Source organism: Mucilaginibacter aquariorum (assembly GCF_024498135.1).
Taxonomy (GTDB): domain Bacteria; phylum Bacteroidota; class Bacteroidia; order Sphingobacteriales; family Sphingobacteriaceae; genus Mucilaginibacter; species Mucilaginibacter aquariorum.
Genome location: NZ_JANHOH010000006.1, coordinates 209,777 through 231,013, shown reverse-complemented (window position 1 = coordinate 231,013; position 21,237 = coordinate 209,777). Strand labels below are relative to the sequence as shown.

General features: G+C 42.5%; 21 protein-coding genes and 1 tRNA gene. 13 read left to right on the top strand and 9 right to left on the bottom strand.

Going from position 1 to position 21,237, the window contains the following annotated elements:
• Positions 1-184 precede the first annotated feature (184 nt).
• From rpsJ to rpsL, 4 genes are all read right to left on the bottom strand, one after another.
• A complete protein-coding gene (gene rpsJ / locus NPE20_RS19965) occupies positions 185-490 on the bottom strand; it encodes a 30S ribosomal protein S10 (protein ID WP_022830652.1) in 306 nt (101 codons plus the stop codon).
• Between the two features lie 109 nt (positions 491-599).
• The gene (fusA, locus tag NPE20_RS19960; protein ID WP_256540468.1) at positions 600-2,711 is read right to left on the bottom strand and encodes an elongation factor G; all 2,112 of its coding nucleotides are present in this window, start codon (positions 2,709-2,711) and stop codon (positions 600-602) included.
• Between the two features lie 98 nt (positions 2,712-2,809).
• Positions 2,810-3,277, bottom strand: coding sequence for a 30S ribosomal protein S7 (gene rpsG, locus NPE20_RS19955; protein WP_256540467.1), 468 nt, complete (start codon positions 3,275-3,277; stop codon positions 2,810-2,812).
• A 19-nt stretch (positions 3,278-3,296) separates the two neighbouring features.
• Positions 3,297-3,710, bottom strand: a complete 414-nt coding sequence (gene rpsL, locus NPE20_RS19950) for a 30S ribosomal protein S12 (RefSeq protein ID WP_100340149.1) — start codon at positions 3,708-3,710, stop codon at positions 3,297-3,299.
• A gap of 242 nt (positions 3,711-3,952) precedes the next feature.
• Here rpsL and NPE20_RS19945 point away from each other — a divergent pair, with 242 nt between their 5' ends.
• The 3 genes from NPE20_RS19945 (at position 3,953) to NPE20_RS19935 (ending at position 5,026) form a co-directional block, all read left to right on the top strand.
• Positions 3,953-4,240, top strand: coding sequence for a hypothetical protein (locus NPE20_RS19945; RefSeq protein WP_256540466.1), 288 nt, complete (start codon positions 3,953-3,955; stop codon positions 4,238-4,240).
• Between the two features lie 369 nt (positions 4,241-4,609).
• Positions 4,610-4,682, top strand: a tRNA-Gly gene (locus NPE20_RS19940).
• A 92-nt stretch (positions 4,683-4,774) separates the two neighbouring features.
• A complete protein-coding gene (locus NPE20_RS19935) occupies positions 4,775-5,026 on the top strand; it encodes a hypothetical protein (protein ID WP_256540465.1) in 252 nt (83 codons plus the stop codon).
• Between the two features lie 238 nt (positions 5,027-5,264).
• Here NPE20_RS19935 and NPE20_RS19930 read toward each other — a convergent pair whose 3' ends face one another.
• Positions 5,265-6,536: a hypothetical protein gene (locus tag NPE20_RS19930; protein ID WP_256540464.1), complete on the bottom strand. Its 1,272-nt coding sequence runs from the start codon at positions 6,534-6,536 to the stop codon at positions 5,265-5,267.
• A 149-nt stretch (positions 6,537-6,685) separates the two neighbouring features.
• Here NPE20_RS19930 and NPE20_RS19925 point away from each other — a divergent pair, with 149 nt between their 5' ends.
• Positions 6,686-7,828: a hypothetical protein gene (locus NPE20_RS19925; protein WP_256540463.1), complete on the top strand. Its 1,143-nt coding sequence runs from the start codon at positions 6,686-6,688 to the stop codon at positions 7,826-7,828.
• Between the two features lie 72 nt (positions 7,829-7,900).
• On the opposite strand, the gene NPE20_RS19920 is transcribed toward NPE20_RS19925, so the two are convergent.
• Positions 7,901-9,073 carry an acyl-CoA dehydrogenase family protein gene (locus tag NPE20_RS19920; RefSeq protein ID WP_256540462.1) on the bottom strand — a complete coding sequence of 391 codons (1,173 nt, stop codon included), beginning with the start codon at positions 9,071-9,073 and terminating at the stop codon, positions 7,901-7,903.
• A 247-nt stretch (positions 9,074-9,320) separates the two neighbouring features.
• On the opposite strand from NPE20_RS19920, the gene NPE20_RS19915 reads away from it, so the two are divergent.
• Positions 9,321-9,839, top strand: a complete 519-nt coding sequence (locus NPE20_RS19915) for a DinB family protein (protein ID WP_256540461.1) — start codon at positions 9,321-9,323, stop codon at positions 9,837-9,839.
• A 155-nt stretch (positions 9,840-9,994) separates the two neighbouring features.
• On the opposite strand, the gene NPE20_RS19910 is transcribed toward NPE20_RS19915, so the two are convergent.
• Positions 9,995-11,296 (bottom strand): alpha-L-fucosidase, encoded by a 1,302-nt coding sequence (locus NPE20_RS19910; RefSeq protein ID WP_256540460.1) that lies wholly within the window; start codon positions 11,294-11,296, stop codon positions 9,995-9,997.
• 9 nt (positions 11,297-11,305) lie between these two features.
• Positions 11,306-11,635 (bottom strand): L-rhamnose mutarotase, encoded by a 330-nt coding sequence (locus tag NPE20_RS19905; protein ID WP_256540459.1) that lies wholly within the window; start codon positions 11,633-11,635, stop codon positions 11,306-11,308.
• 272 nt (positions 11,636-11,907) lie between these two features.
• Here NPE20_RS19905 and NPE20_RS19900 point away from each other — a divergent pair, with 272 nt between their 5' ends.
• Both NPE20_RS19900 and NPE20_RS19895 read left to right on the top strand, forming a co-directional pair.
• Positions 11,908-12,423, top strand: a complete 516-nt coding sequence (locus NPE20_RS19900) for a GNAT family N-acetyltransferase (protein WP_256540458.1) — start codon at positions 11,908-11,910, stop codon at positions 12,421-12,423.
• Positions 12,424-12,483: 60 nt separating this feature from the next.
• Positions 12,484-15,045: a phosphocholine-specific phospholipase C gene (locus NPE20_RS19895; protein ID WP_256540457.1), complete on the top strand. Its 2,562-nt coding sequence runs from the start codon at positions 12,484-12,486 to the stop codon at positions 15,043-15,045.
• On the opposite strand, the gene NPE20_RS19890 is transcribed toward NPE20_RS19895, so the two are convergent.
• Entirely contained in the window at positions 15,038-16,708 is a 1,671-nt protein-coding gene (locus tag NPE20_RS19890) for an ArnT family glycosyltransferase (protein ID WP_256540456.1), read from the bottom strand. The genes NPE20_RS19895 and NPE20_RS19890 overlap by 8 nt on opposite strands.
• 230 nt (positions 16,709-16,938) lie before the next feature.
• Here NPE20_RS19890 and NPE20_RS19885 point away from each other — a divergent pair, with 230 nt between their 5' ends.
• From NPE20_RS19885 to NPE20_RS19860, 6 genes are all read left to right on the top strand, one after another.
• Positions 16,939-17,253, top strand: coding sequence for a hypothetical protein (locus tag NPE20_RS19885; RefSeq protein ID WP_256540455.1), 315 nt, complete (start codon positions 16,939-16,941; stop codon positions 17,251-17,253).
• Between the two features lie 243 nt (positions 17,254-17,496).
• On the top strand, positions 17,497-18,354 hold the full coding sequence (locus NPE20_RS19880) for an alpha/beta hydrolase (protein WP_256540454.1): 858 nt from the start codon (positions 17,497-17,499) through the stop codon (positions 18,352-18,354).
• Between the two features lie 8 nt (positions 18,355-18,362).
• Entirely contained in the window at positions 18,363-18,827 is a 465-nt protein-coding gene (locus NPE20_RS19875; protein ID WP_256540453.1) for a hypothetical protein, read from the top strand.
• Between the two features lie 92 nt (positions 18,828-18,919).
• Positions 18,920-19,816, top strand: a complete 897-nt coding sequence (locus tag NPE20_RS19870; RefSeq protein WP_256540452.1) for an MBL fold metallo-hydrolase — start codon at positions 18,920-18,922, stop codon at positions 19,814-19,816.
• A 12-nt stretch (positions 19,817-19,828) separates the two neighbouring features.
• Complete coding sequence (locus NPE20_RS19865; protein ID WP_256540451.1) at positions 19,829-20,386, top strand: 2OG-Fe(II) oxygenase; 558 nt, start codon at positions 19,829-19,831, stop codon at positions 20,384-20,386.
• A gap of 46 nt (positions 20,387-20,432) precedes the next feature.
• Positions 20,433-21,167, top strand: coding sequence for a LolA-like protein (locus NPE20_RS19860; RefSeq protein WP_256540450.1), 735 nt, complete (start codon positions 20,433-20,435; stop codon positions 21,165-21,167).
• Positions 21,168-21,237: the final 70 nt, after the last annotated feature.

Here is a 21,237-nt window from a genome sequence, read left to right as displayed (position 1 = left end):
CTTGCTGAACAACCTGCAATTTAAAGGCAATACTGTAATCGCGCTGACTGCGCCTTGTGATACTGTTTTCCTGTTTTTTCATATTAAGTCAACTTAGCTGTCAACTTATTTCAGGACGGGACACAAGCAACAAAAAAGCCATTCTTTTTCAAGAATGGCTTTTTCTATAGATCTTCCGGTACAGTTACACTTTGATCTCAACTTCAACACCGCTTGGCAATTCAAGCTTCATTAGCGCATCTACAGTTTTAGAGTTAGAGCTGTAGATATCCAATAGCCTTTTGTAAGAGCATAATTGGAATTGCTCACGTGCTTTTTTGTTAACGTGTGGTGAACGTAAAACAGTGAAAATTTTCTTTTCGGTTGGTAACGGAAGCGGTCCGCTAACTACAGCGCCTGTCGGCTTTACTGTTTTAACGATCTTCTCGGCTGATTTATCAACCAAGTTGTAATCGTACGATTTTAATTTGATCCTGATTCTTTGGCTCATTTTGTTTGTTTTTATAGCTACACTAAGAGCTATTTGTTAGTGTAACCGGTTGTTTATTATAAAAGTTGATTGGCAACTATTCTCTAATCACCAATCAACTAATCTCTAATTACGCGTTAGCAGCAGCTTTTTTGCCTTTTACTTTGGCAACTACTTCTTCCTGTACGTTACGTGGCGCTTCTGCATAGTGATCAAACTCCATGGTTGAAGTAGCACGGCCAGATGTAATAGTACGTAACTGGGTTACATAACCAAACATTTCTGAAAGTGGTACAGTAGCTTTTACTACCTGAACACCCGCACGTGAATCCATACCTAAAAGCTGGCCACGACGACGGTTCATATCACCGATAACATCACCCATGTTTTCTTCAGGGGTTAAGATCTCGATTTTCATGATCGGCTCAAGCAACATTGGTTTACATTTTGGCAATGCCTCACGGTAAGCCATCTTAGCAGCTAACTCGAAAGATAGTGCATCTGAATCGACTGCGTGGAACGAACCATCAATTAACCTTACTTTTAAGCTTGTTAATGGGAAACCGGCTAATACACCGTTTGCCATTGAAGCTGCAAAGCCTTTTTCTACAGATGGGATAAACTCACGAGGGATTGAACCACCGCTAATTTCGTTCACAAACTGTAAACCTTCTTTACCTTCGTCGTTTGGTGATAATATAACTTGTATATCAGCAAATTTACCACGGCCACCGGTTTGTTTCTTGTATGTTTCGCGGTGTTGTATAGTACCTGTGATAGACTCTTTGTAAGCTACCTGTGGTGCACCCTGGTTAACCTCTACTTTAAACTCACGTTTTAAGCGGTCCATGATGATATCTAAGTGAAGCTCGCCCATACCGCTAATTACGGTTTGGCCGGTTTCTTCATCAGAGTTTACACGGAAGGTTGGATCTTCTTCAGATAATTTACCTAAAGCCATACCCAATTTATCTACATCCGCCTGTGTTTTAGGCTCAATAGCTAAACCAATAACCGGCTCAGGGAAGTTCATTGACTCCAACACGATAGGGTGTTTTTCGTCACAAAGTGTATCACCTGTTTTGATATCCTTAAAGCCTACTACCGCAGCAATATCACCTGCACCTACGTTAGGTATAGGGTTTTGCTTGTTAGCGTGCATTTGGAATATACGAGAGATACGCTCTTTATTATCTGAACGCATGTTGTGTACATATGAACCAGCCTCTAAGTTACCAGAGTATACGCGGATAAAGCACAAACGACCTACGAAAGGATCCGTCGCGATTTTAAACGCTAATGCTGCAAATGGTTCTTTTTCTGATGGTTGACGGATAATTTCTTCGCCTGTATCAGGGTTAGTACCAACAATACCATCAACATCCATAGGTGAAGGAAGTAATTCCATCACGTAATCAAGCATGGTTTGTACACCTTTGTTTTTGAAAGATGAACCACAAACCATAGGAACGATCTTAGCATCTAACACTGCTTTACGCAATGCATCTAAAATTTCGCGCTCGGTGATTGATTCTGGTGCATCAAAGAATTTCTCCATCAGGCTCTCATCGTAATCAGCTACTGACTCAAGTAATTTCTCTCTCCACTCAGTTGCTTCCTCGATCATATCCTCAGGGATAGGCACTTCAGTAAAGGTCATACCTTTATCATGCTCATTCCAAACAATACCTCTCCAGTTAATTAAATCAACAACACCTTTAAAGTTCTCTTCAGCGCCAATTGGCAATTGAAGCGGAACAGCGTTGCTGCCTAACATGCTTTTTACTTGTTTAACAACGTTTAAGAAATCGGCACCAGAACGGTCCATCTTATTAACGAAACCTATACGGGCAACGTTATAGTTGTTAGCAAGCCTCCAGTTGGTTTCTGATTGTGGCTCAACACCATCAACTGCACTAAATAAGAAAACCAAACCATCTAAAACACGTAACGAACGGTTTACCTCAACGGTAAAATCCACGTGTCCCGGGGTATCAATAATATTGATGTGGTAGCTTTGGCCTCTGTATTTCCAGTCGATAGTAGTAGCAGCAGATGTAATGGTAATACCACGTTCCTGCTCCTGCGCCATCCAGTCCATTGTAGCTGCACCCTCGTGTACTTCACCAATTTTATGGCTAACACCCGAGTAATACAGAATACGCTCTGTAGTTGTGGTTTTACCGGCATCAATGTGAGCGGCAATACCTATGTTTCTTGTATATCTTAGATCTCTTGACATTTCTTTTTTATTTATTGAATTATCGAATTACTGAATTATTGATTAGTTTAACATTACCAAATCAACAATTCAATAACTCGATAAATCTCTAATTATTTTTAGAATCTAAAGTGTGAGAACGCCTTGTTAGCCTCAGCCATTTTGTGCGTATCTTCTTTCTTCTTCACAGCAGCACCTTCACCTTTAGCGGCAGATATGATCTCACCAGCCAATTTCTCCATCATGGTTTTTTCACCACGACGACGAGCATAACTAATTAACCATTTCATACCCAAAGCTATTTTACGCTCCGGACGAACCTCTGTAGGAACCTGGAAGTTAGCACCACCAACACGACGGCTCTTTACTTCAACAGCAGGCATTACATTGTTCAAAGCTTTTTTCCAGGTATCTAACCCGTTTTCGCTTGTTTTTTTCTCTACTATCTCAACTGCATTGTAGAATATGGTGTAAGCGGTAGATTTTTTACCATCAAACATCATGTTATTTACAAACCTGGTTACCAAAATATCATTGAATTTTGGATCAGGAAGAAGGATTCTCTTTTTCGGTTTTGACTTTCTCATTTTTACTATCCTCCTTTAATTATTTCTTTTTACCTTTTGTTGGAGCAGCAGCTGCTTGTCCTGGTTTAGGACGTTTAGTTCCGTATTTAGAACGACGTTGGTTACGACCGGCTACACCAGAAGTATCTAACGCACCACGAATGATGTGGTAACGTACACCCGGTAAGTCTTTAACACGACCACCACGGATCAAAACAATAGAGTGTTCCTGTAAGTTGTGACCTTCACCAGGGATGTAGGCGTTAACTTCTTTACCATTTGTAAGGCGCACACGTGCAACTTTACGCATTGCTGAGTTTGGTTTTTTAGGGGTAGTGGTGTACACACGGGTGCACACGCCTCTTCGCTGTGGACAGCTGTCCAACGCTGGCGACTTACTCTTGTCAACCAGAGCTACTCTACCTTTTCTAACTAATTGCTGAATAGTAGGCATTTTTGCTTTTTTGTATTTACAGTTTTATCCTTATTTTAAGGACTGCAAAGGTAGGTACTATTTTTTGATTTTCAAGGGCTTGGGTGAAAAAGTTTTTTGTAATGAATTGATTAGATGGAGGGAGTGGGTAACAATGTATGATCTTAGGTTATCAACTTGTCATCCTGAACGATAGTGAAGGATCTAAAACCGGGCGACAGGTTACCTTTTCCATTTTTCAGGTATCAATGCTAAAGCGCAGCATGAAAGCTATCTGGCAAAGTATAAAACAACACCCTACCTCAGTAATATTTTATATTATTTACTGCTTGCTTTGGTATAGCACATATGGCTTAATTTTTCATCCTATGAGAGAGGGTGGCCTGTTAGTGTTAGCAGGGATTTTTACAGCCATAGTTTTTATAATAATTAGCTTAGTTAATGCCTATGAAACCAACAACTACAAATTTTATCTTTGGCTAATTGCATTTATCGTTATACCAGTTGTAATAGAGTTTTGCTTAAGTAGCATGCAAGTACAGCTTAAATAATTTTGAAAAGCAATTGCTGTGCTGCTATCTCCCGCCAGCCCCCGCTTTTCGCTCATACTGCACAGGCCTTAAGCGCAGGGCCGGTATACGCTGCAATCGGGTTTAGTTGGCAGGGTCTGTGCCCCATCGGGACTGCCTCTTAGTAATTACACTAAAGAAAATGGTGACAATATTTTGCCAGTAGCCAAATTTAAATATCACTGATTATCAGCTATTTATTTATGTTAACGGGTGTTCACGGCCGTGAACGTGAACACTTCGCGCCATATGCAGATTTGACAACTTTTAAAAAGTTGTCAAATCTAACAAAAACTATTTCAAAATATTTTTTTGCCAATTAAACTAAAATTATACTTTTGCCACCCCAACGCGAAAGTAGCTCAGTTGGTAGAGCACGACCTTGCCAAGGTCGGGGTCGCGAGTTCGAATCTCGTCTTTCGCTCAAATCCCTTCGGTAATACCGAAGGGATTTTTTTATTTATGCCCCTTAAAGTGTGTCGGTTTATTTATCTTCAAACCCTAAACTAAAACCACATGAAAACCGACCTTTACACCAAAATCATCCTCACCATTATCGCAGTTGCCTTAACCCTTAACCTGGTTAAAAGCAGTATTACCCCTGCCATGGCCGATTCAAAAAAATATGTTACCCTGCCGGTTAATGCCGATGGCAGTATAAATGTGAACATCAATAAAATGAATGAAACAATGGATGTGAACATCAAAAATGTAGATAGAGGCGCTTTTTATTATGTAACGCCTATACCTGTAAAGGTTACCCAGTAACCTTCTATATTTCAGCTAGTTGTTATCCAATTGAAACATTGGGTTGCTTTTAACTATTAAGTTGTAAGATATTTTTTAAATTAAAAGTACAATTAATTATATTTGCTATAACTAACAGATTTAATCAAACTGTCAGTTATTAGTTAATTAAAAAAGTATGGAAAGCAGGTATAGCGCAAGGCCAAGCCTGCTTTCTTTTTACCAGGATGATTCGACTATCAATACGACGCGTGGGGGATTAAAACTTTTCCTCTAAAAACGTTTTGTTCTTGTTACCAAGTTTAAGGTTTCTTATCTCGCCCGAACCTTCAAACCTGATGGAAAGCCCTACTATATCGCCTATTGTTTGTGTTATAGGTGCGGTAAATATTTGCTTATTGTTTAGGGAAATATTCAGTTTCATATCCTGTACATTACATTTAAAAAACTGAAACTGATTAAAATCGCAGCCGAACGCGCTCAGGTTTCTATCTTTCCCATTTATCCATTCGGATGATGTGTACATGTTTAATGCAGAGATACAGCCCTTATCGGCAAGCGGAATAACCATGGCGTTGCTTTTCCCCAATATGTAAATAATTACCCTACGACACGATGATTCATCTGGTTTAGAAGTATTTCGTAGGGTGGTTTCCAACGTAAGGTCACTACCGTTTAGTCCGCCAAACTCTCTTACATTACTAAAACTAACCCATTGATTATTAAACACTGGCGAACCGGTTTTTTGCGCGAGTGTTTTCCCGCTGATTCCCAAAGCGCCGGCCAAATGCATATCGGCAGCGCTTAAATAAGTAGGGGTTGGGTATTTGTCTATTATGCCAGCCCAGCCCTTTGTTTTTATAAATACGGGGCTTTCTTTTTTCACGCGCCCGTTCACTATCAGCTTTGCGGTAAAATAGCCCGGATAATAATATATAGAGGTATGCTCTTTTCCCTGTGCCGATATTTTCTCATTGCGCGATGGGTCCCATGATTGCTGCAGCGTAACACTATCAACCCCTAAACCAGATGCATCATAATTAAACACCACTGAGTTAGGCAGGCCATCGGCCACTTTTTCACTTTCAAATTTAACAGCCGCGTTAGTCCGTATTTTTTCAATGGGTTTGGGTTTTATACTCCGGGAAATAGTTACTCCTAAAATAACAACTATTAAAATTGCCGTTAAAATTAAAGGCAGGTATGTTTTTTTTCTTGACTTTACATCCGGAGCAGAGACTGTAACGCTGGGCTGCTTTTCATCTATATGCTTTTTAAAACCGCGCCAATCCTCAAAACCTATAAACTTTGCCATTACATTTAATGTAGCGGCGTTGGGCGAACTATCATACTTAACCCGGCCCCACAATCTTTTTAATGTGGTTATGCTGAGCATGGTGCCGGTTTTCTCAAAAATACGCGCGCTTAGCTTTTCAAAATCCTGATCGCTCCATTCCGCACTATCTCCCCAGCCAAGCTCACCTTCGGCTAATGTTCGCCAGCTACTAATGTATAAACCTTCTTTTTGCATTATTTATGCCCGTGAATGTATTTGAATGAACTTGAATATGGCTTTTTGAGGATATCATTTCACCTTTAGGGAAAACAAAAGTAAAGATGAAAAATAAACCCTATCCTCCCAAAATTAAACAAGTAATTACTTTAATGCTCTGTTTACTGTTGATAAGTAACTTAATCTATGCACAGGTAAGCAATGCAAAAAAGCCTAAATCAAAAGAAATTCAGATCCCATTTGAAGCCACACGGTTTGATACCACACTACAAAAGGTAGAATTTACAACGTATAAAGGTGTTAAAGCCATGAAGATATTGCCGGGCAACAAACAGGTAATTCTTAAGGGCTTCAATTTTACCAACGGTACTATTGAGTTTGATACCCAACCCGTAGATGTTAGTCGTGGTGCCTTTTTAAGCATATACTTCAGGCAGCAAAACCCTGGTGAAAGCGAACTTGTTTACCTGCGCTGTAAACCCGACGAAACAGAGCAGCGTAACGATGCCATACAATACGCCCCCATATTACATGGTGTAAACCTGTGGGATATAATGGGCCAGTTTCAGGCACCCGCACTTATCCATAATACAGACTGGAACCACATTAAACTGGTAATATCGGGGCTGCAAATGCGCGTATATTTAAACAACAGCACGCGCCCCACCTTAGAGATCCCCCGTTTAGAGGGTACTGCAAGCGCTGGCGCTATAGCTTTTGACGGCCAGGCTTATTTTGCCAACCTGGTTATCAAACCAAACGAAACTGAATGGCTATCGCCAACAGAAGGCACAGACCTTACTAATCACGATATAAATTATATTCGCCGGTGGGATGTATCAGCCTCGCAATTTTTAGAAAAGGGCCGCGAACTTATTATTGACGACCTGCCAAAAGATACAACCAAATGGCAGCCTATAGTTGCCGAACGTCGCGGCTTAATTAACCTTACCCGAAAATTTGGCGGAATGGAGAACAGAGGTGGCGGCGTACAAAATAAAAACCGCTATGTGTGGCTTAAAACCACTATCAAATCGGCAAAGGAACAGGTAGCAAAAATTCAGCTTGGTTTTAGCGATGAAGTATATGTGTTTATTAACGGCGGTTTAATTTATGCAGATAAGAACCAATACCCGCAACCCATCCGCAAATATCCCGATGGCCGGCTGGATATTGCAAACTCCACTTTTGATGTCCCGCTTAAAGCCGGCGATAACCAACTGGTAATAGGTGTATCCAACTATTTTTATGGTTGGGGCATTGTTGCCCGCATGATGGATATGAATTGCATTAATATCTTGCAGGAATAAATCGATAAACAAAAAGCCTGCAGTGGTTAAGCTGCAGGCGTACTTAGGTTTATAATAGATCAGTATAGTTTCTTATTTTAACACTTCCCGGCTGATAACAATTTTCTGTATTTCGGAAGTTCCTTCGCCTATGGTGCACAGTTTGGCATCACGGTAAAACTTCTCAACCGGGAAATCTTTGGTATAGCCGTACCCGCCGAAGATCTGTACAGCCTCGTTAGCGCAGCGTACTGCTACTTCAGATGCAAAGTACTTAGCCATTGCCGACTGCTTGGTAACCGGCAAATGGCGGTTTTTCAGATCGGCAGCCTGCATAATTAACAGTTCGGCTGCTTCTATTTCTGTAGCCATATCGGCCAGTTTAAATGCTATCCCCTGGAAATTACTAATCGGCTGCCCAAACTGGTGGCGTTCTTTTGAGTAAGCAACCGCCGCCTCAAATGCTCCCTTAGCAATCCCTAACGATAAGGCCGCTATAGAGATACGCCCGCCATCCAATACCTTCATAGCTTGTTTAAAGCCTTCGCCTTCTACACCTAAAAGGTTTTCTTTTGGTACGCGGCAATTATCAAATATCATTTCGGTGGTTTCTGATGCACGCATGCCCAGCTTATTTTCTTTTTTACCCGCGCTAAAGCCCGGTATACCCCGCTCAATTACCAAAGCCGAGATCCCTTTTGAATCACCCTTTTCACCTGTGCGTACCATCACAACAGCAACATCGCCACTTTTACCGTGGGTTATCCAGTTCTTAGAACCATTTACTATATAGTGGTCTCCGTCTAAAACGGCAGTTGTAGCCATACCCATCGCATCGCTGCCTGTATTAGCTTCTGTTAACCCCCAGGCACCAAGCCATTCGGCAGTAGCCAATTTGGGCAGCCATCTTTGTTTTTGCTCTTCATTGGCAAAAGCAAGGATATGACCGGTACATAAAGAGTTATGCGCGGCAACCGATAAACCTATCGACCCGCAAACTTTTGCTATCTCTACAATAACGGTAACGTATTCTGCATAACCAAAACCCGAGCCACCATATACTTCCGGAACCAGCACGCCCATCATGCCTGTTTCGCCTAATTGCTTAAAAAGATCTAAAGGAAAATGCTGCTCTTCGTCCCAAGCCGATACATTTGGCCTGATGTGTTTTTCGGCAAAATCTTTTGCCATCTGGCCTATCATTTTTTGATTGTCACTTATAGAGAAGTCATAGCCTGTAGGGCTATCCATTAATAAATTGTCCATTTTTAAAGTACTATATTATATTGGTTTGCTGTAAAACTAACGATTAATTTGCCCACTTGGTTTACCTGTTTTAGCCCTCAAATCAATAACAAAACGGTATATGGTACAAATAATAGCTTTAAACGCCACAAGTTAAATTTATTATGCATGCATAGCAAATAATATTTTTTTAATTAATTTTTTCCTGCTGACATAGGGCTGTCATTAGCTGGTTGTTTCTTTGAATATAAATCAAAAACACATCACTATGTCACAAATTGAATTTTTCCTGAAACAACTGAATGAAGAATCAGTAACCACCCGCAAAATGCTGTCGCGCGTGCCTAACGAGAAATATGACTGGACACCACATGTAAAAAGCATGGATGTGCGTCGCCTGGCTACCCACATTGCTGAACTGCCAACCTGGATAACAATGGCTTTAACTACCGATGAACTCGATTTTGAGAATAACAGCTATGAATCAACCTTCCTGGATACGACAGAGCAATTACTGGAGCTGTTTGAAAGATCGCTGGTTGATGGCCGCTCGCAATTAACAGCTGAAAATGAAAGCAAGCTTAATGAGAAATGGACACTGCGCAGCGGAGATACCATCCATAGTGTAAGCACTAAAGGCGAAATTATCCGCATGGCGCTATCGCAGATCATTCACCACCGTGCTCAGCTGGGAGTTTATCTGCGCCTGTTAAACGTTCCTATACCCGGCAGCTACGGCCCAAGTGCCGATGAGCCAACATTTCAATCGGCAGAGGTAGAAGCTTAATCCTTTGCTTTCCCGATTGTCATTTCGAACGAACAAGGGCTGGTTGCGCGTAGGCGTGAGGAGAAATCTTTTACACAGGCAATTCAACTTTGCGTGATTGCTAACAAGGTGTAAAAGATTTCTCCTCGTCCCTCGTTCGAAATGACATGGAGGGTTTAATCTACCGTCAATTTAATTATCGTATCGTTCGGATCAATAGCCAATCCGGCAGTATAAATAAATACCCCTTCAGGTTGTTGTTTAAACTTAACCGTGCTGTCATTACTTAGTAATATTGCTTTACTCACTTTTTCTTTTACCTGCGGGATAAAGATATATGGCCCGCCCTGCGGACTAGTAATGTGCACATACATAGTTTTTGCTTTAACAGTTGCAACACCCCATGGCTGTGGCGGTACGCTGCTACCACGTGTACCATAAATGCTCTCACCATTTTTTTGCACCCATGCGCCTACAATAGCCAATGTATCTGTAAACTCAGATTGGATCTTGCCATTTGGCATTGGGCCAATATTGAGCAAAAAATTAGCATTGCGCCCTGCGGCATTCACCAGGTAGTGGATGATCTGTTTTGATGATTTAAAGCTTCTGTCGGTAATATTAAATCCCCAGCTATTGTTAATGGTTTCGCAAGTTTCCAGCGGTAGCTTGCCAATGGTTTGGTCGGCTGAAAAGCCTGAGGTATTAGCCCCCGGCAAATCTTTTTCAAACATTTGGAAATCCTCGCCGTTTTTTGGCGCCACATGATGATTATTCCCCACCATTATAGCCGGGTTTAATTTATGTATGAGTGCGTAAATTTCATCATAGTGCCAGTTAACTTTGGTGCGTTCCCAATCGCCATCAAACCAAATACCTTTAACCCCGGGGTATTTTGTAATTAGCTCGGTTAGCTGGTCTTTCATGAATTTAATATAGCTATCCCAGTCGCCTTTTACAGGTTTGCCATCAACAATCTGGCTGCCAAAAGCATAATCGGGCCTGCCCCAATCCAGCAATGAGTAGTAAAAGTGTAGTTCGATGCCTTCCTTTTCGCACTCCTTAGCCAGTTCCATCAATGGGTCTTTATGGTAAGGTGTGGCATCAACGATATTATAGGGCGACATTTTTGTGCCGAACATACTAAACCCATCATGATGGCGCGAGGTAATGGTAATGTATTTCATACCGGCCTGTTTAGCAAAGGCAACCCACTCTTTCGCATTAAAATCCTGCGGATTAAAAAAACCTGCCAATCTTTTATAGCTATCGTAAGGAATTTTCTTTTCATGCATTACCCATTCACCATCCCCCAAAATGCTGTAGATACCCCAGTGAATAAAAAGCCCAAACTTCATATCCTGAAATTTTTGCCTTTGTGCAAGGTTATCAGCTGTAGGCGTATAAATCCCTTGTGCTGCTAAATAGTTAGTGGTTACGGCCATAAGTAAACACAGTATTAATAGTTTTCTTTTCATATTGATGGTTTATAGTTGAAATATCTTATCCATTAAAACCCATTTTTCTCCGGCAAGCGCGCCCTTTATGGGCTGCTGATACTTCCACATCAGATCTTCCCATTCCTGCACTTTGGGGTTAGTTGCATCCATTGCGGCTTTTTTTGAAAAGGTAAAATCGGGGTTGGCTTCTATGAACATAACCAGGCGGGTACCTTGCCTGTAAATTTCCATATTGGTAATGCCCGAACCAGTAATGCTATCTACTATCTCGGGCCAAATTGCTTTATGATGTTCTTCATATTCGGCTATCAAATCATCATCATCTTTAAGATTGAGGGTGAGGCAGTATTTTTTCATAGCTAAAGGTTGTGGTGAGCAGATGATTAATTGGTAACACAAGTAAGGAAATGTTTGTGGTAAAAGCAAGGCTTTTGCCGATTTAAGATAGACAGTATATTGTTAACCACAGGGGGCACAGAAATTTGCAGTATTGGCAATGCACAGAGGTCACAGAGTTTTTAATCTCCGTGACCTCTGTGAAAACTCTGTGCGCTCTGTGGTTAAATATTGTGTCCCGTTTGCTATCGTCCTTTTGGTTGAATATTTTAAAATTCATAGCTTAGTCGTTAATGAATACTATGCTTTTCCAGTCTGCCAACCTTAATATGCGCCGCTTTAACCTCAGTGATGATGCCTTCATTTTTGAACTGCTGAACACCCCCGCCTGGAAACAATTTATTGGCGACCGAAATATTAACAGCCGTGAGGATGCGGTAAACTATATCCTGAACGGCCCTTTAACCAATTATAATAAATATGGCTATGGCGCGTGGCTGGTTACCTTAAAAGACAGCCAACAGCCCATTGGTATGTGCGGCCTTTTTAAACGCGATTATTTGGATAAGCCCGACCTGGGTTTTGCCTATCTGCCGGGATTTGAAGGCCAAGGCTTAGCCTATGAAGCCAGCATTGCATCATTGACGCATATACAGGAAAATTATGATCTTGATGCTTTATATGCCACAACAACAACAGATAATTTACGCTCACAGCGTTTACTAGAAAGATGTCGTTTTACGCGCACAGGTTTAGTAACCACGCCCGAGAGCGAAACACTTTTGCTTTATAAGCTCAGTTTACAATAACATAATACAAACGTTACCAAACAATACAGCCAGTTAAAGCAGGTTTTATAATTTAGCACCATGTCAGATACACGCAGAGATTTCCTTAAAAAAGCGGCAATGCTTACCGGCGCGGCCGGTATGGCTAATATATTACCCGCTTCTATTCAAAAGGCAATGGCAATTAACCCCGCCCCGGGCACCACCTGGGCAGATGCCGAACATGTGGTAATATTGATGCAGGAAAATCGCTCTTTCGATCATTGTTTTGGTTCGTTGAAGGGCGTGAGGGGCTTTAATGATCCGCGTGTTATTGATCTGCCAAACAAAAACCCGGTTTGGTTGCAATCTAACAAAAAGGGCGAAACCTACGCGCCGTTCCATCTTGATATAAAAAACACGCGTTCTACCTGGATGAATTCGTTGCCGCATAGCTGGAACAACCAGGTAAATGCCCGCAACGATGGCAAGTTTGACCAATGGCTAAACGAAAAACGGTCGGGCAATGAAGAGTACAAGGATATGCCCTTAACCCTGGGCTTTCATAAACGCGAGGATATCCCTTTTAACTACGCCCTGGCAGATGCTTTTACCGTTTGCGATCAGCATTTTTGCTCGTCGTTAACCGGCACTACCCCTAACCGCCATTTTTTGTGGAGCGGTACCATCCGTAAGGAGCAAAATGAAAACTCGCGTCCAAATGTGTGGAACGAGGATGCTGATTTTGAGACACTTGACTGGACCACCTTCCCCGAGCGTTTGGAAGACAATGGCATAAGCTGGAAATGCTACCAAAACGAGATCTCGGTTGGTGTTGGCTTTGAAGGCGAGGAAGATGCATGGCTATCCAACTTTACCGATAACAACCTGGAATTTTTTAAACAGTATAATGTTAAGCTGCACGATAAGCACATTGCACATTTAAAAAGGCAGCTAACCGTATTACCAAAGCAAATTACTGATACACAGGCAAAACTGGATAATCTGCCTGCCGGTGATACCAGCCGGGTAAAGCTTAAGAAGCAGCTAAAACAACTACAAGACGAACTGGATGGCATTAATAACAACAAGGCTATTTTAGAACCCGGCGCGTTTGACAAGCTTACCCCACGCGAAAAAAGCCTGCACTTTAAAGCCTTTACCACCAATGAAGCTGACCCTAATTACCACAAATTGACCACGTTAAAATACAACGACAATGGCATCCATCGCGAAATGCAGATACCAAAAGGAGATGTGCTGCTCCAGTTTAGGCAGGATGTAAAAACAGGTAAATTACCAACGGTATCCTGGCTTACCGCGTCAGAAAACTTCTCCGACCATCCGGGTGCACCGTGGTATGGGGCCTGGTACCTGTCGGAAGTTTTGGATATACTTACCCATAACCCCGAGGTTTGGAAAAAAACCATTTTCATATTAACCTACGATGAAAACGACGGATATTTTGACCATATACCGCCTTTTACCGCCCCTCATTCGCACAAAAACGGCACCGGAAAGGTATCTGAAGGGATAGATACGCGCGTTGAGTTTGTAACCTCAGAACAAGAAAAAGAACGCAAAGGATTCCCCAATAATTACGACCGCGAAAACGCGATCGGACTGGGTTACCGGGTACCGATGATCATTGCCTCGCCATGGAGCCGGGGTGGGTTTGTAAACTCGGAGGTTTTCGATCATACATCGAGTCTGCAATTTCTTGAAAAGTTCATTACTGAAAAAACCGGCAAGAAAATTAAAGAAACCAATATCAGCGATTGGCGGCGAACCGTTTGCGGGGACTTAACCTCGGTATTCAGGCCGTACAATGGCGAGAAATTGGCACCCCTTAAATTTTTGAACAAAGAAGCATCGGCAGAGGGGATCCATAAGGCACAATTTAAGAAGCTCCCTACCGATTATAAATTATTATCTGCCGACGATATCGCGCTGATCAAAAAGCACCCCTCGGCATCTCCCTACATGCCAAAGCAGGAACCGGGCATAAAACCATCATGCGCCCTGCCTTACGAGCTTTATGCTGATGGCCGGTTAAATGAAGACAAAACCGCCTTCGAGATCAGGTTTAAAGCGGGCAATAACGTTTTTGGCGACGGGGCTGTTGGCGCACCCTTTAATGTTTATGCGCCGGGTAAATACGCGTCGCTTAACGATCCGCAGAAAATGGAAGCGGTACGCACCTGGAGCTATGCTGCCAAAGTCGGTGATACAATTACAGATACCTGGCCGCTAAACGAGTTTGAAAACAACAACTACTACCTGCGCACCTACGGCCCAAATGGCTTTTACCGCGCATTTAAAGGCAACGTTAAAGACCCCGGGCTTATGGTAGATTTTGCTTACCAAATGGCAAACAAGAAACTAACCGGCAATGTTGTGCTAACCTTCTCGCTGTTTGGCAGCGTAGCGCCCTTAACGGTTGAGGTGATCGACAATTCGTACAAAACCGGGACAAAACGAATGACCATACAGCGGGAAAGTTTTGCACCACAAACCATGAAGATCGACCTAAGCAAAAACCATAACTGGTACGATTTCAGTATAAAAGTGCATGGTTATGATAGTTTTGAGCAACGATATGCAGGCCGGGTAGAAACAGGCAAGTCCGGCTTCTCCGATCCGTTGATGGGCAGGGTTATTTAGTTACCCTGACCACCTCCATATTGGTTACCAGTTTATCGCGTGTGGCTTTGTTCAGGAAGGCGGGTTTTAGACGTGATACCCAATAGCGCTGAAAGGATGCCAGATGCTCTACTTTATACCCTTTTGCAGTAAATGATGATGCTACGGTAGCGGGGCCGTAAAATATAAAAGGTGCTGTGGGTAATTTTCCACTGCCATCTTCGCCCACTACAATTATGGGCTGGTTTAGGTAAAACTCCATTGGGTAATTCGCGTCCTCCCAACTTTGCACTACCGGCAGGTTTGTTGGGTTATTATTATTTATCCAGACAGCGGCCTCGCTCCCGGCCTGGTATTTTAACAGGGACGGATAGAATGAAAAGTTAAGGTATACATTCACCACAAAAGCCACTATCAATGTACGGAAAGCAGTTTGCCGATAATCTGTATTGACAAAATTACCGGGAAGGATAAGCAGCACCCCAAGCCATATGAACAAAGCGAACGCCATGTGCCAGGAAAACACCTCTGGTTTAAAAAAATAATGTAAGGCTCCTATCGCCAGTAATAAAACAACCACTACCCCTATTTGCACAACCCTAATGGTTTTTATAGTCTTATCCGACTGCAAACCCGCTAAATACTGCGCGGTAATTATGGCGAAGAACGGGAACACAATATTCAGATAATGCGGTAATTGAAACTTTGAAGCCGAAAATAGCAGGAACGCAAGTAAGGCCCCGCTGATGCAAAGCCACTCGCGGTTCTGTACATCTTTGATGCCTGTTTTGATAAAGTGCCATATAGCCGCGAACAACACTAAGGACCAGGGCAAAAAAGCCCATAAGGTAGTGTGCACAAAAAAACTGGGGTCGCCGTGGCCTTTAATGGGGCCGGTATTAAAAAACCTCCCAAACTGGCTATCCCAAAAAAAGAATTTGATACCCGATACGCCTTGCCTGTCAAACACCACCTTTTCCGGGTGGGCATCAAACTGCTGGTACAGGCAGTAAATTTCGGGCAGGATAAATATCAATATCAGCACCGCAGCCACTAGCCAGCGCAGGTTAAAAAGCTGTTTCCATTGTTTGGTAATAGCTAAATGGCCCACAATTGCGCCACCAATAGGTACCAGGGCGAACATCCCTTTTGTCATGATAGCACAGGCAGCAAACAACGATGCCAGTACCAGTTGCCCAAAGCTTTTACGGGTATATGCTTTATAAAAATGATATACCGATGCTATAATTAACCCGGTTAAATAAGGCTCGGCACGTACATCGTTATTGGACAGGATGATGTGTTGCGAAGTAAGCAATATCAGTACCGACCATAAGGCGATCTGCCTGTTATAAAGCTCTTTTGCCAGCAGGTAGGTGTAAGCCGCACCCATCAGCATAAACAGGATGCCGGGGAGCTTATAAGCCCAGGTAGTAAAGCCAAATAACTTAAACGAAAAGGCAGTTACCCAAAATGGAAAATGCGGTTTATCCAGCCAGTCGGCGTTATGTACAAATAGTTGTACATAGTCGTTACGCTGCACCATAGTTTTGGCAATAACAGCGTACAGCATACCGTCGGGGCCCAATATGGGGATAAATAAGCCACTGAAGTTGAGCAGAACGGCCAACCCTATAAAAAGGTAAAGCCATTTGGTTTTATCGGCGGTTGGTGATTGCTGCATTGGGTGGTAAAGTTAATGAGATGCGGGTATAAATTGGGTATTGGGGTAAAAATGTTTGTGAAGAGCTAAAACGGAAGGTCATTGTAATGACGCCTTACAAAACCATGCTGTCATTTCGAACGAGGTACGAGGAGAAATCTTTTACACCATGCCTTCCAACTCTGCATCTCTCATGCTTAGTGTACTACTATTAATTGGCCCGCTCAATTGCCGCGGAGGGCTTTTACTTTTTGTTTGATCAAAAAGTAACAAAAAATCAAGTCGGCAAAAAGGCTTCTTTGCCGCACAAGGCCTTTGCCCTGCAAATCGGGCAGAACCACGGGCTGGAATCTTTTTCCCCACTGCGTTCGCTCATTGGCCCTCGCTTCAGCAAAATTTCCTATGCCCCTACCGCGCACAAGGCCACCATCGTTCTTCCCGCTTTCGCCCGAAGCTGTTTTGCCGACGGTGGAGGAAGCTCACACCTTTCTCTACTTGTCATCCTGAGCGATAGCGAAGGATCTAATAGCGAACTTTGCCTATCGAAATTGCATGTCGGCGATTAGATGCTTCACGATGTTCAGCATGACAAAGAGGGCATTCCCTGCGTTAGGGTTGCGCCTAATGCCTGTGCGCGTATGAGCCCGGGCCGCAGGCAACGCTATTATCGGTGCAATCAAAACAATCGGTAAAATCTACACATACATAGCACCAAAAATCAACCTCCACCACCCTCGCAAACTTTAAATTTTATTTCTAAATTTAGCCAACCGGCAATAACCCCTGTTGCTTAACCAAATTAAACCTTCATGAAAAAATTAGCCCTTGTACTGCTGATGCTTTGCCCCGTTGTGTTGTTCGCGCAAACCGGTAAGGTATATGATAATTTAACGCTTAACAGTAAAACACTAAAAAGCGAGCGCAAATATGCCATTTACCTGCCGCCCGATTATGAAACCAGCGGCCGCAGTTACCCGGTGCTATACTTGCTGCATGGCGGGGGCGACGACCAAACCGGCTGGGTGCAGTTTGGCGAGGTGCTTAACATTACCGATAAAGCCATTCGTGATGGCATTGCTACGCCCATGATAATTGTTATGCCCGATGCTAATACCGGCAGGCGTGGTTATTACAACGATATTAAAGGCGACTGGAACTATGAAGATTTCTTTTTTACCGAACTGGTGCCTTTTGTAGAGAAAAAATACCGCATAAAAAGCGATAAGCGTTACCGCGCAATAGCAGGCCTGAGCATGGGTGGCGGCGGTAGCTTTGTGTATGCTTTGCATCACCCGGAGATGTTTTCATCGGCTTGCCCGTTGAGTGCTTCTACGGGGTTTTTGAGTCTGGATGACGCAAAGGCTGCTATCAGCAAAAACACGCCTAACCTGCCGGATAGCACCATAAGCAACTATTACAACCGCTATAGCGTATTGGCTTTAGTGAATGCCATACCAGATGACCAAAAGAAAGCTGTGCGCTGGTTTATGGATATTGGCGATGACGATTTTTTATACGAAGGCAACGGCTTAGTGCATAACCTGATGCGTAAGAAAGAGATCCCACATGAATACCGCGTACGTGATGGGGCCCATAACTGGACATACTGGCGGGCATCGTTACCAAACGTATTGGAGTTTGTGTCGCAGGCGTTTCATCAGTATTGATTTGGTAGATGGAAAGCTGGCAAGAACTTGAAGAGAACATTTATTTTAAGGATGGATCATTACGCGATATTTGTGTTTTCAATACAAATATTGAAGATTGGCAAAAATGGGCAAATTTGGTAAACGAAAATTATAACGTATTGTTTAATAACTATGTGTCCCCCATTACAAAAAAGCAGATAGATTTAAAAGAAGTTGTTAACTATTGGGATGGGATACAAGAGGAATGTTTAAGTGCATCAGTATTCTTGGATACCATTGAAATTAAAACTTACTTTTTTGCGGAATCTTTTATTGAAAATGATATCACGCCAATGGATATCAGGTCTATAAATGACCATCATTGTTTAATGCTTTATATGAAGGGGCTTTCAAAAGCCTTGAATAAAGAGGTTGTTTTAACACCCGAAAACACCCCCGAAATTGCATTGGTAAGAGTAAATGATGATGAAATAGTAATCAGCATTATTTAATAATATGTTTAACATAACACGACTAAAATTAAGCCTTTAAGTATAAATAACTTTAACTTTAGACACACAACTTACTGAAAAATAGCACCCATATGGAACGTCGTAAATTTTTAATAAACACTGCTTTAACAGCGGGTTCGCTGTCTTTTTTAGGGAATAAAAGTTTAGCCGCTATACTGGCTGCGCCCGACTATAAACTTACCCCCTTACGCAACAACGTGGGGATCTTTACAGAACAAGGCGGCACCATTATCTGGATGGTGAATAAGGAAGGTATTGTTTGTGTTGATGCGGAATTCCCTGACCCGGCAACGCATTTGATTAGCGAGTTGAAAAAGAAATCGGACAAGCCTTTTCAATGGCTGATAAACACCCACCACCACGGCGACCATACCAGTGGCAACATTTCTTTTAAAGGGCTGGTAAAAAACGTTGCGGCGCATGCCAATTCGTTAACAAACCAAAAGGCAAGCGCCGCGAAACAAAAATCGGAAGACAAACAGCTTTACCCGGATATTACTTATACCACCAACTGGAAAGTTAAGGTAGGCGACGAACAGATAAGCGCGCATTATTTTGGCCCGGGCCACACCAATGGCGATAGTTTTATCCATTTTGAAAACGCTAACGTAGTACATTGCGGCGACCAGGTATTTAACCGCATGTATCCGTACATTGATAGAAGCGCGGGTGCATCATGCAGAAATTGGATAGTAGCGTTAGAATCGGCACAAAAGCAATTTAATAAGGACACCATATTTGTATACGGCCATGCATTTGACCCGGTAAAAGTTACCGGTACTATAGACGATCTTAAGGCTATGCAAAACTTCATGGAAAAATTGGTGGCTTTTGTTGATAGCAGCATAAAGGCCGGCAAAACCAAAGAACAAATTTTAAGCGCTACCGCGATACCGGGTGTAACCGATTGGCAGGGCGATGGTATACAACGCGGCCTTACTGCTGCTTACGAAGAACTAACAGCCTAATTAAACTGCATTGTGAACAACATCAATGAAACCTCCGAGATCTACCTCATCGATAATTTTCTGAGCGACGAAGAATGCGATGAATTGATTGCAAAAAGCGAAGCCATTGGGTTTGCGGAAGCCAAAGTAAATGTCGACGGTGGCCAAACTATAATGAAAATGATCCGCGACAATGAAAGGATATTATATGAAGACCCTACTTATGCAACAGTATTTTGGGAACGACTAAAAGCTTACATTAAACCGGAGATAGGCAATAGTTACGCGATAGGCCTTAATGAGCTGTTTCGTTTTTATAAGTATAGCCCGGGTCAGCGGTTTAAGATGCACCGGGATGGCCGTTATGAGCGCAATGAAACAGAGTTTAGTTATTATACCTTCATGATTTACCTGAATGATGACTATGAAGGAGGGCAAACTAAATTTCACTCTGGTGAATTCGTATCACCTAAAAAAGGCACAGCACTTATTTTTGAACACAGCCTGCGCCACGAAGGCGAAAAGCTGATTAATGGTATTAAATACGTTTTAAGGTCAGATATTATGTATAAATATAATGTGACCGGTTAAATTTAGCATTTGAGAATATCGATCTAACTAATAAACACCGCTTATTATGAAACACCCATTATCTATCATCACCTCCGCTATTATCCTAATTTCGGTATGGGGTTTTACCCCGCCAAAGCAGTTAAGCTCTACCGATGTAATTAAAAAAATGTATAGCCGCTATCATGGCAAATGGCATACCTCATTAACATTTACACAAACCACCGGCCGCTACCGTAACGATAGCCTGATAAAAAATGATACCTGGCACGAGCGTATTGTTTACCCCGATATGCTGCGGATTGATTTTGGCGATGAAAAAAGCGGGAACGGCGTTATTTACCGGGGCGATTCTTCTTACAGTTTCCGCAATAATAAGGTGGTGCGTGCCGCTAAGGACGAGAACGAGCTGATATTCTTTTTAGGCGGGATGTATTTTAAACCGCTTGACCAGGTTTTCACCCACTTTAACGAACTGCATTTCGACCTGACTAAAGCCCACGAAAGCACCTGGAAAGGCAAGGCCGTATATGTTTTAGGCGCGGCAACCGACGATGAGAAAGTAAACCAGCTATGGATAGATAAAGAAAAATTGGTGGCCGTACGTTATTTTAAATATGACCCACATGGCAAAATGGAGGCCACTTTTGAAGAGCACAAACTGGTAGGAGGCGCCTGGAGCGAAACATTCTGCAAGTTTATTATTAACGATAAGCTGCTGCAAACCGAAACTTACCAGGATATAAAAGCCAACCAACCTATAGATAAAAGCGTATTTGACCCGGCTTTGATCGGGAAATAGCAAATAAGATCCAACCTTTTACTAATCCCTGGCTAATGTCGGGGATTTTTTACATTTTATAGAGGTGTGT

Coding starts and splice junctions, on each gene's coding strand:
- NPE20_RS19875 (WP_256540453.1), top strand. CDS start 18,363: ATGGAAAGCTGGCAAGAACTTGAAGAGAACATTTATTTTAAGGATGGA.
- NPE20_RS19895 (WP_256540457.1), top strand. CDS start 12,484: ATGTCAGATACACGCAGAGATTTCCTTAAAAAAGCGGCAATGCTTACC.
- NPE20_RS19890 (WP_256540456.1), bottom strand. CDS start 16,708: ATGCAGCAATCACCAACCGCCGATAAAACCAAATGGCTTTACCTTTTT.
- NPE20_RS19880 (WP_256540454.1), top strand. CDS start 17,497: ATGAAAAAATTAGCCCTTGTACTGCTGATGCTTTGCCCCGTTGTGTTG.
- NPE20_RS19930 (WP_256540464.1), bottom strand. CDS start 6,536: ATGCAAAAAGAAGGTTTATACATTAGTAGCTGGCGAACATTAGCCGAA.
- NPE20_RS19860 (WP_256540450.1), top strand. CDS start 20,433: ATGAAACACCCATTATCTATCATCACCTCCGCTATTATCCTAATTTCG.
- rpsL (WP_100340149.1), bottom strand. CDS start 3,710: ATGCCTACTATTCAGCAATTAGTTAGAAAAGGTAGAGTAGCTCTGGTT.
- NPE20_RS19945 (WP_256540466.1), top strand. CDS start 3,953: ATGAAAGCTATCTGGCAAAGTATAAAACAACACCCTACCTCAGTAATA.
- rpsG (WP_256540467.1), bottom strand. CDS start 3,277: ATGAGAAAGTCAAAACCGAAAAAGAGAATCCTTCTTCCTGATCCAAAA.
- NPE20_RS19910 (WP_256540460.1), bottom strand. CDS start 11,296: ATGAAAAGAAAACTATTAATACTGTGTTTACTTATGGCCGTAACCACT.
- fusA (WP_256540468.1), bottom strand. CDS start 2,711: ATGTCAAGAGATCTAAGATATACAAGAAACATAGGTATTGCCGCTCAC.
- NPE20_RS19920 (WP_256540462.1), bottom strand. CDS start 9,073: ATGGACAATTTATTAATGGATAGCCCTACAGGCTATGACTTCTCTATA.
- rpsJ (WP_022830652.1), bottom strand. CDS start 490: ATGAGCCAAAGAATCAGGATCAAATTAAAATCGTACGATTACAACTTG.
- NPE20_RS19935 (WP_256540465.1), top strand. CDS start 4,775: ATGAAAACCGACCTTTACACCAAAATCATCCTCACCATTATCGCAGTT.
- NPE20_RS19905 (WP_256540459.1), bottom strand. CDS start 11,635: ATGAAAAAATACTGCCTCACCCTCAATCTTAAAGATGATGATGATTTG.
- NPE20_RS19915 (WP_256540461.1), top strand. CDS start 9,321: ATGTCACAAATTGAATTTTTCCTGAAACAACTGAATGAAGAATCAGTA.
- NPE20_RS19900 (WP_256540458.1), top strand. CDS start 11,908: ATGAATACTATGCTTTTCCAGTCTGCCAACCTTAATATGCGCCGCTTT.
- NPE20_RS19870 (WP_256540452.1), top strand. CDS start 18,920: ATGGAACGTCGTAAATTTTTAATAAACACTGCTTTAACAGCGGGTTCG.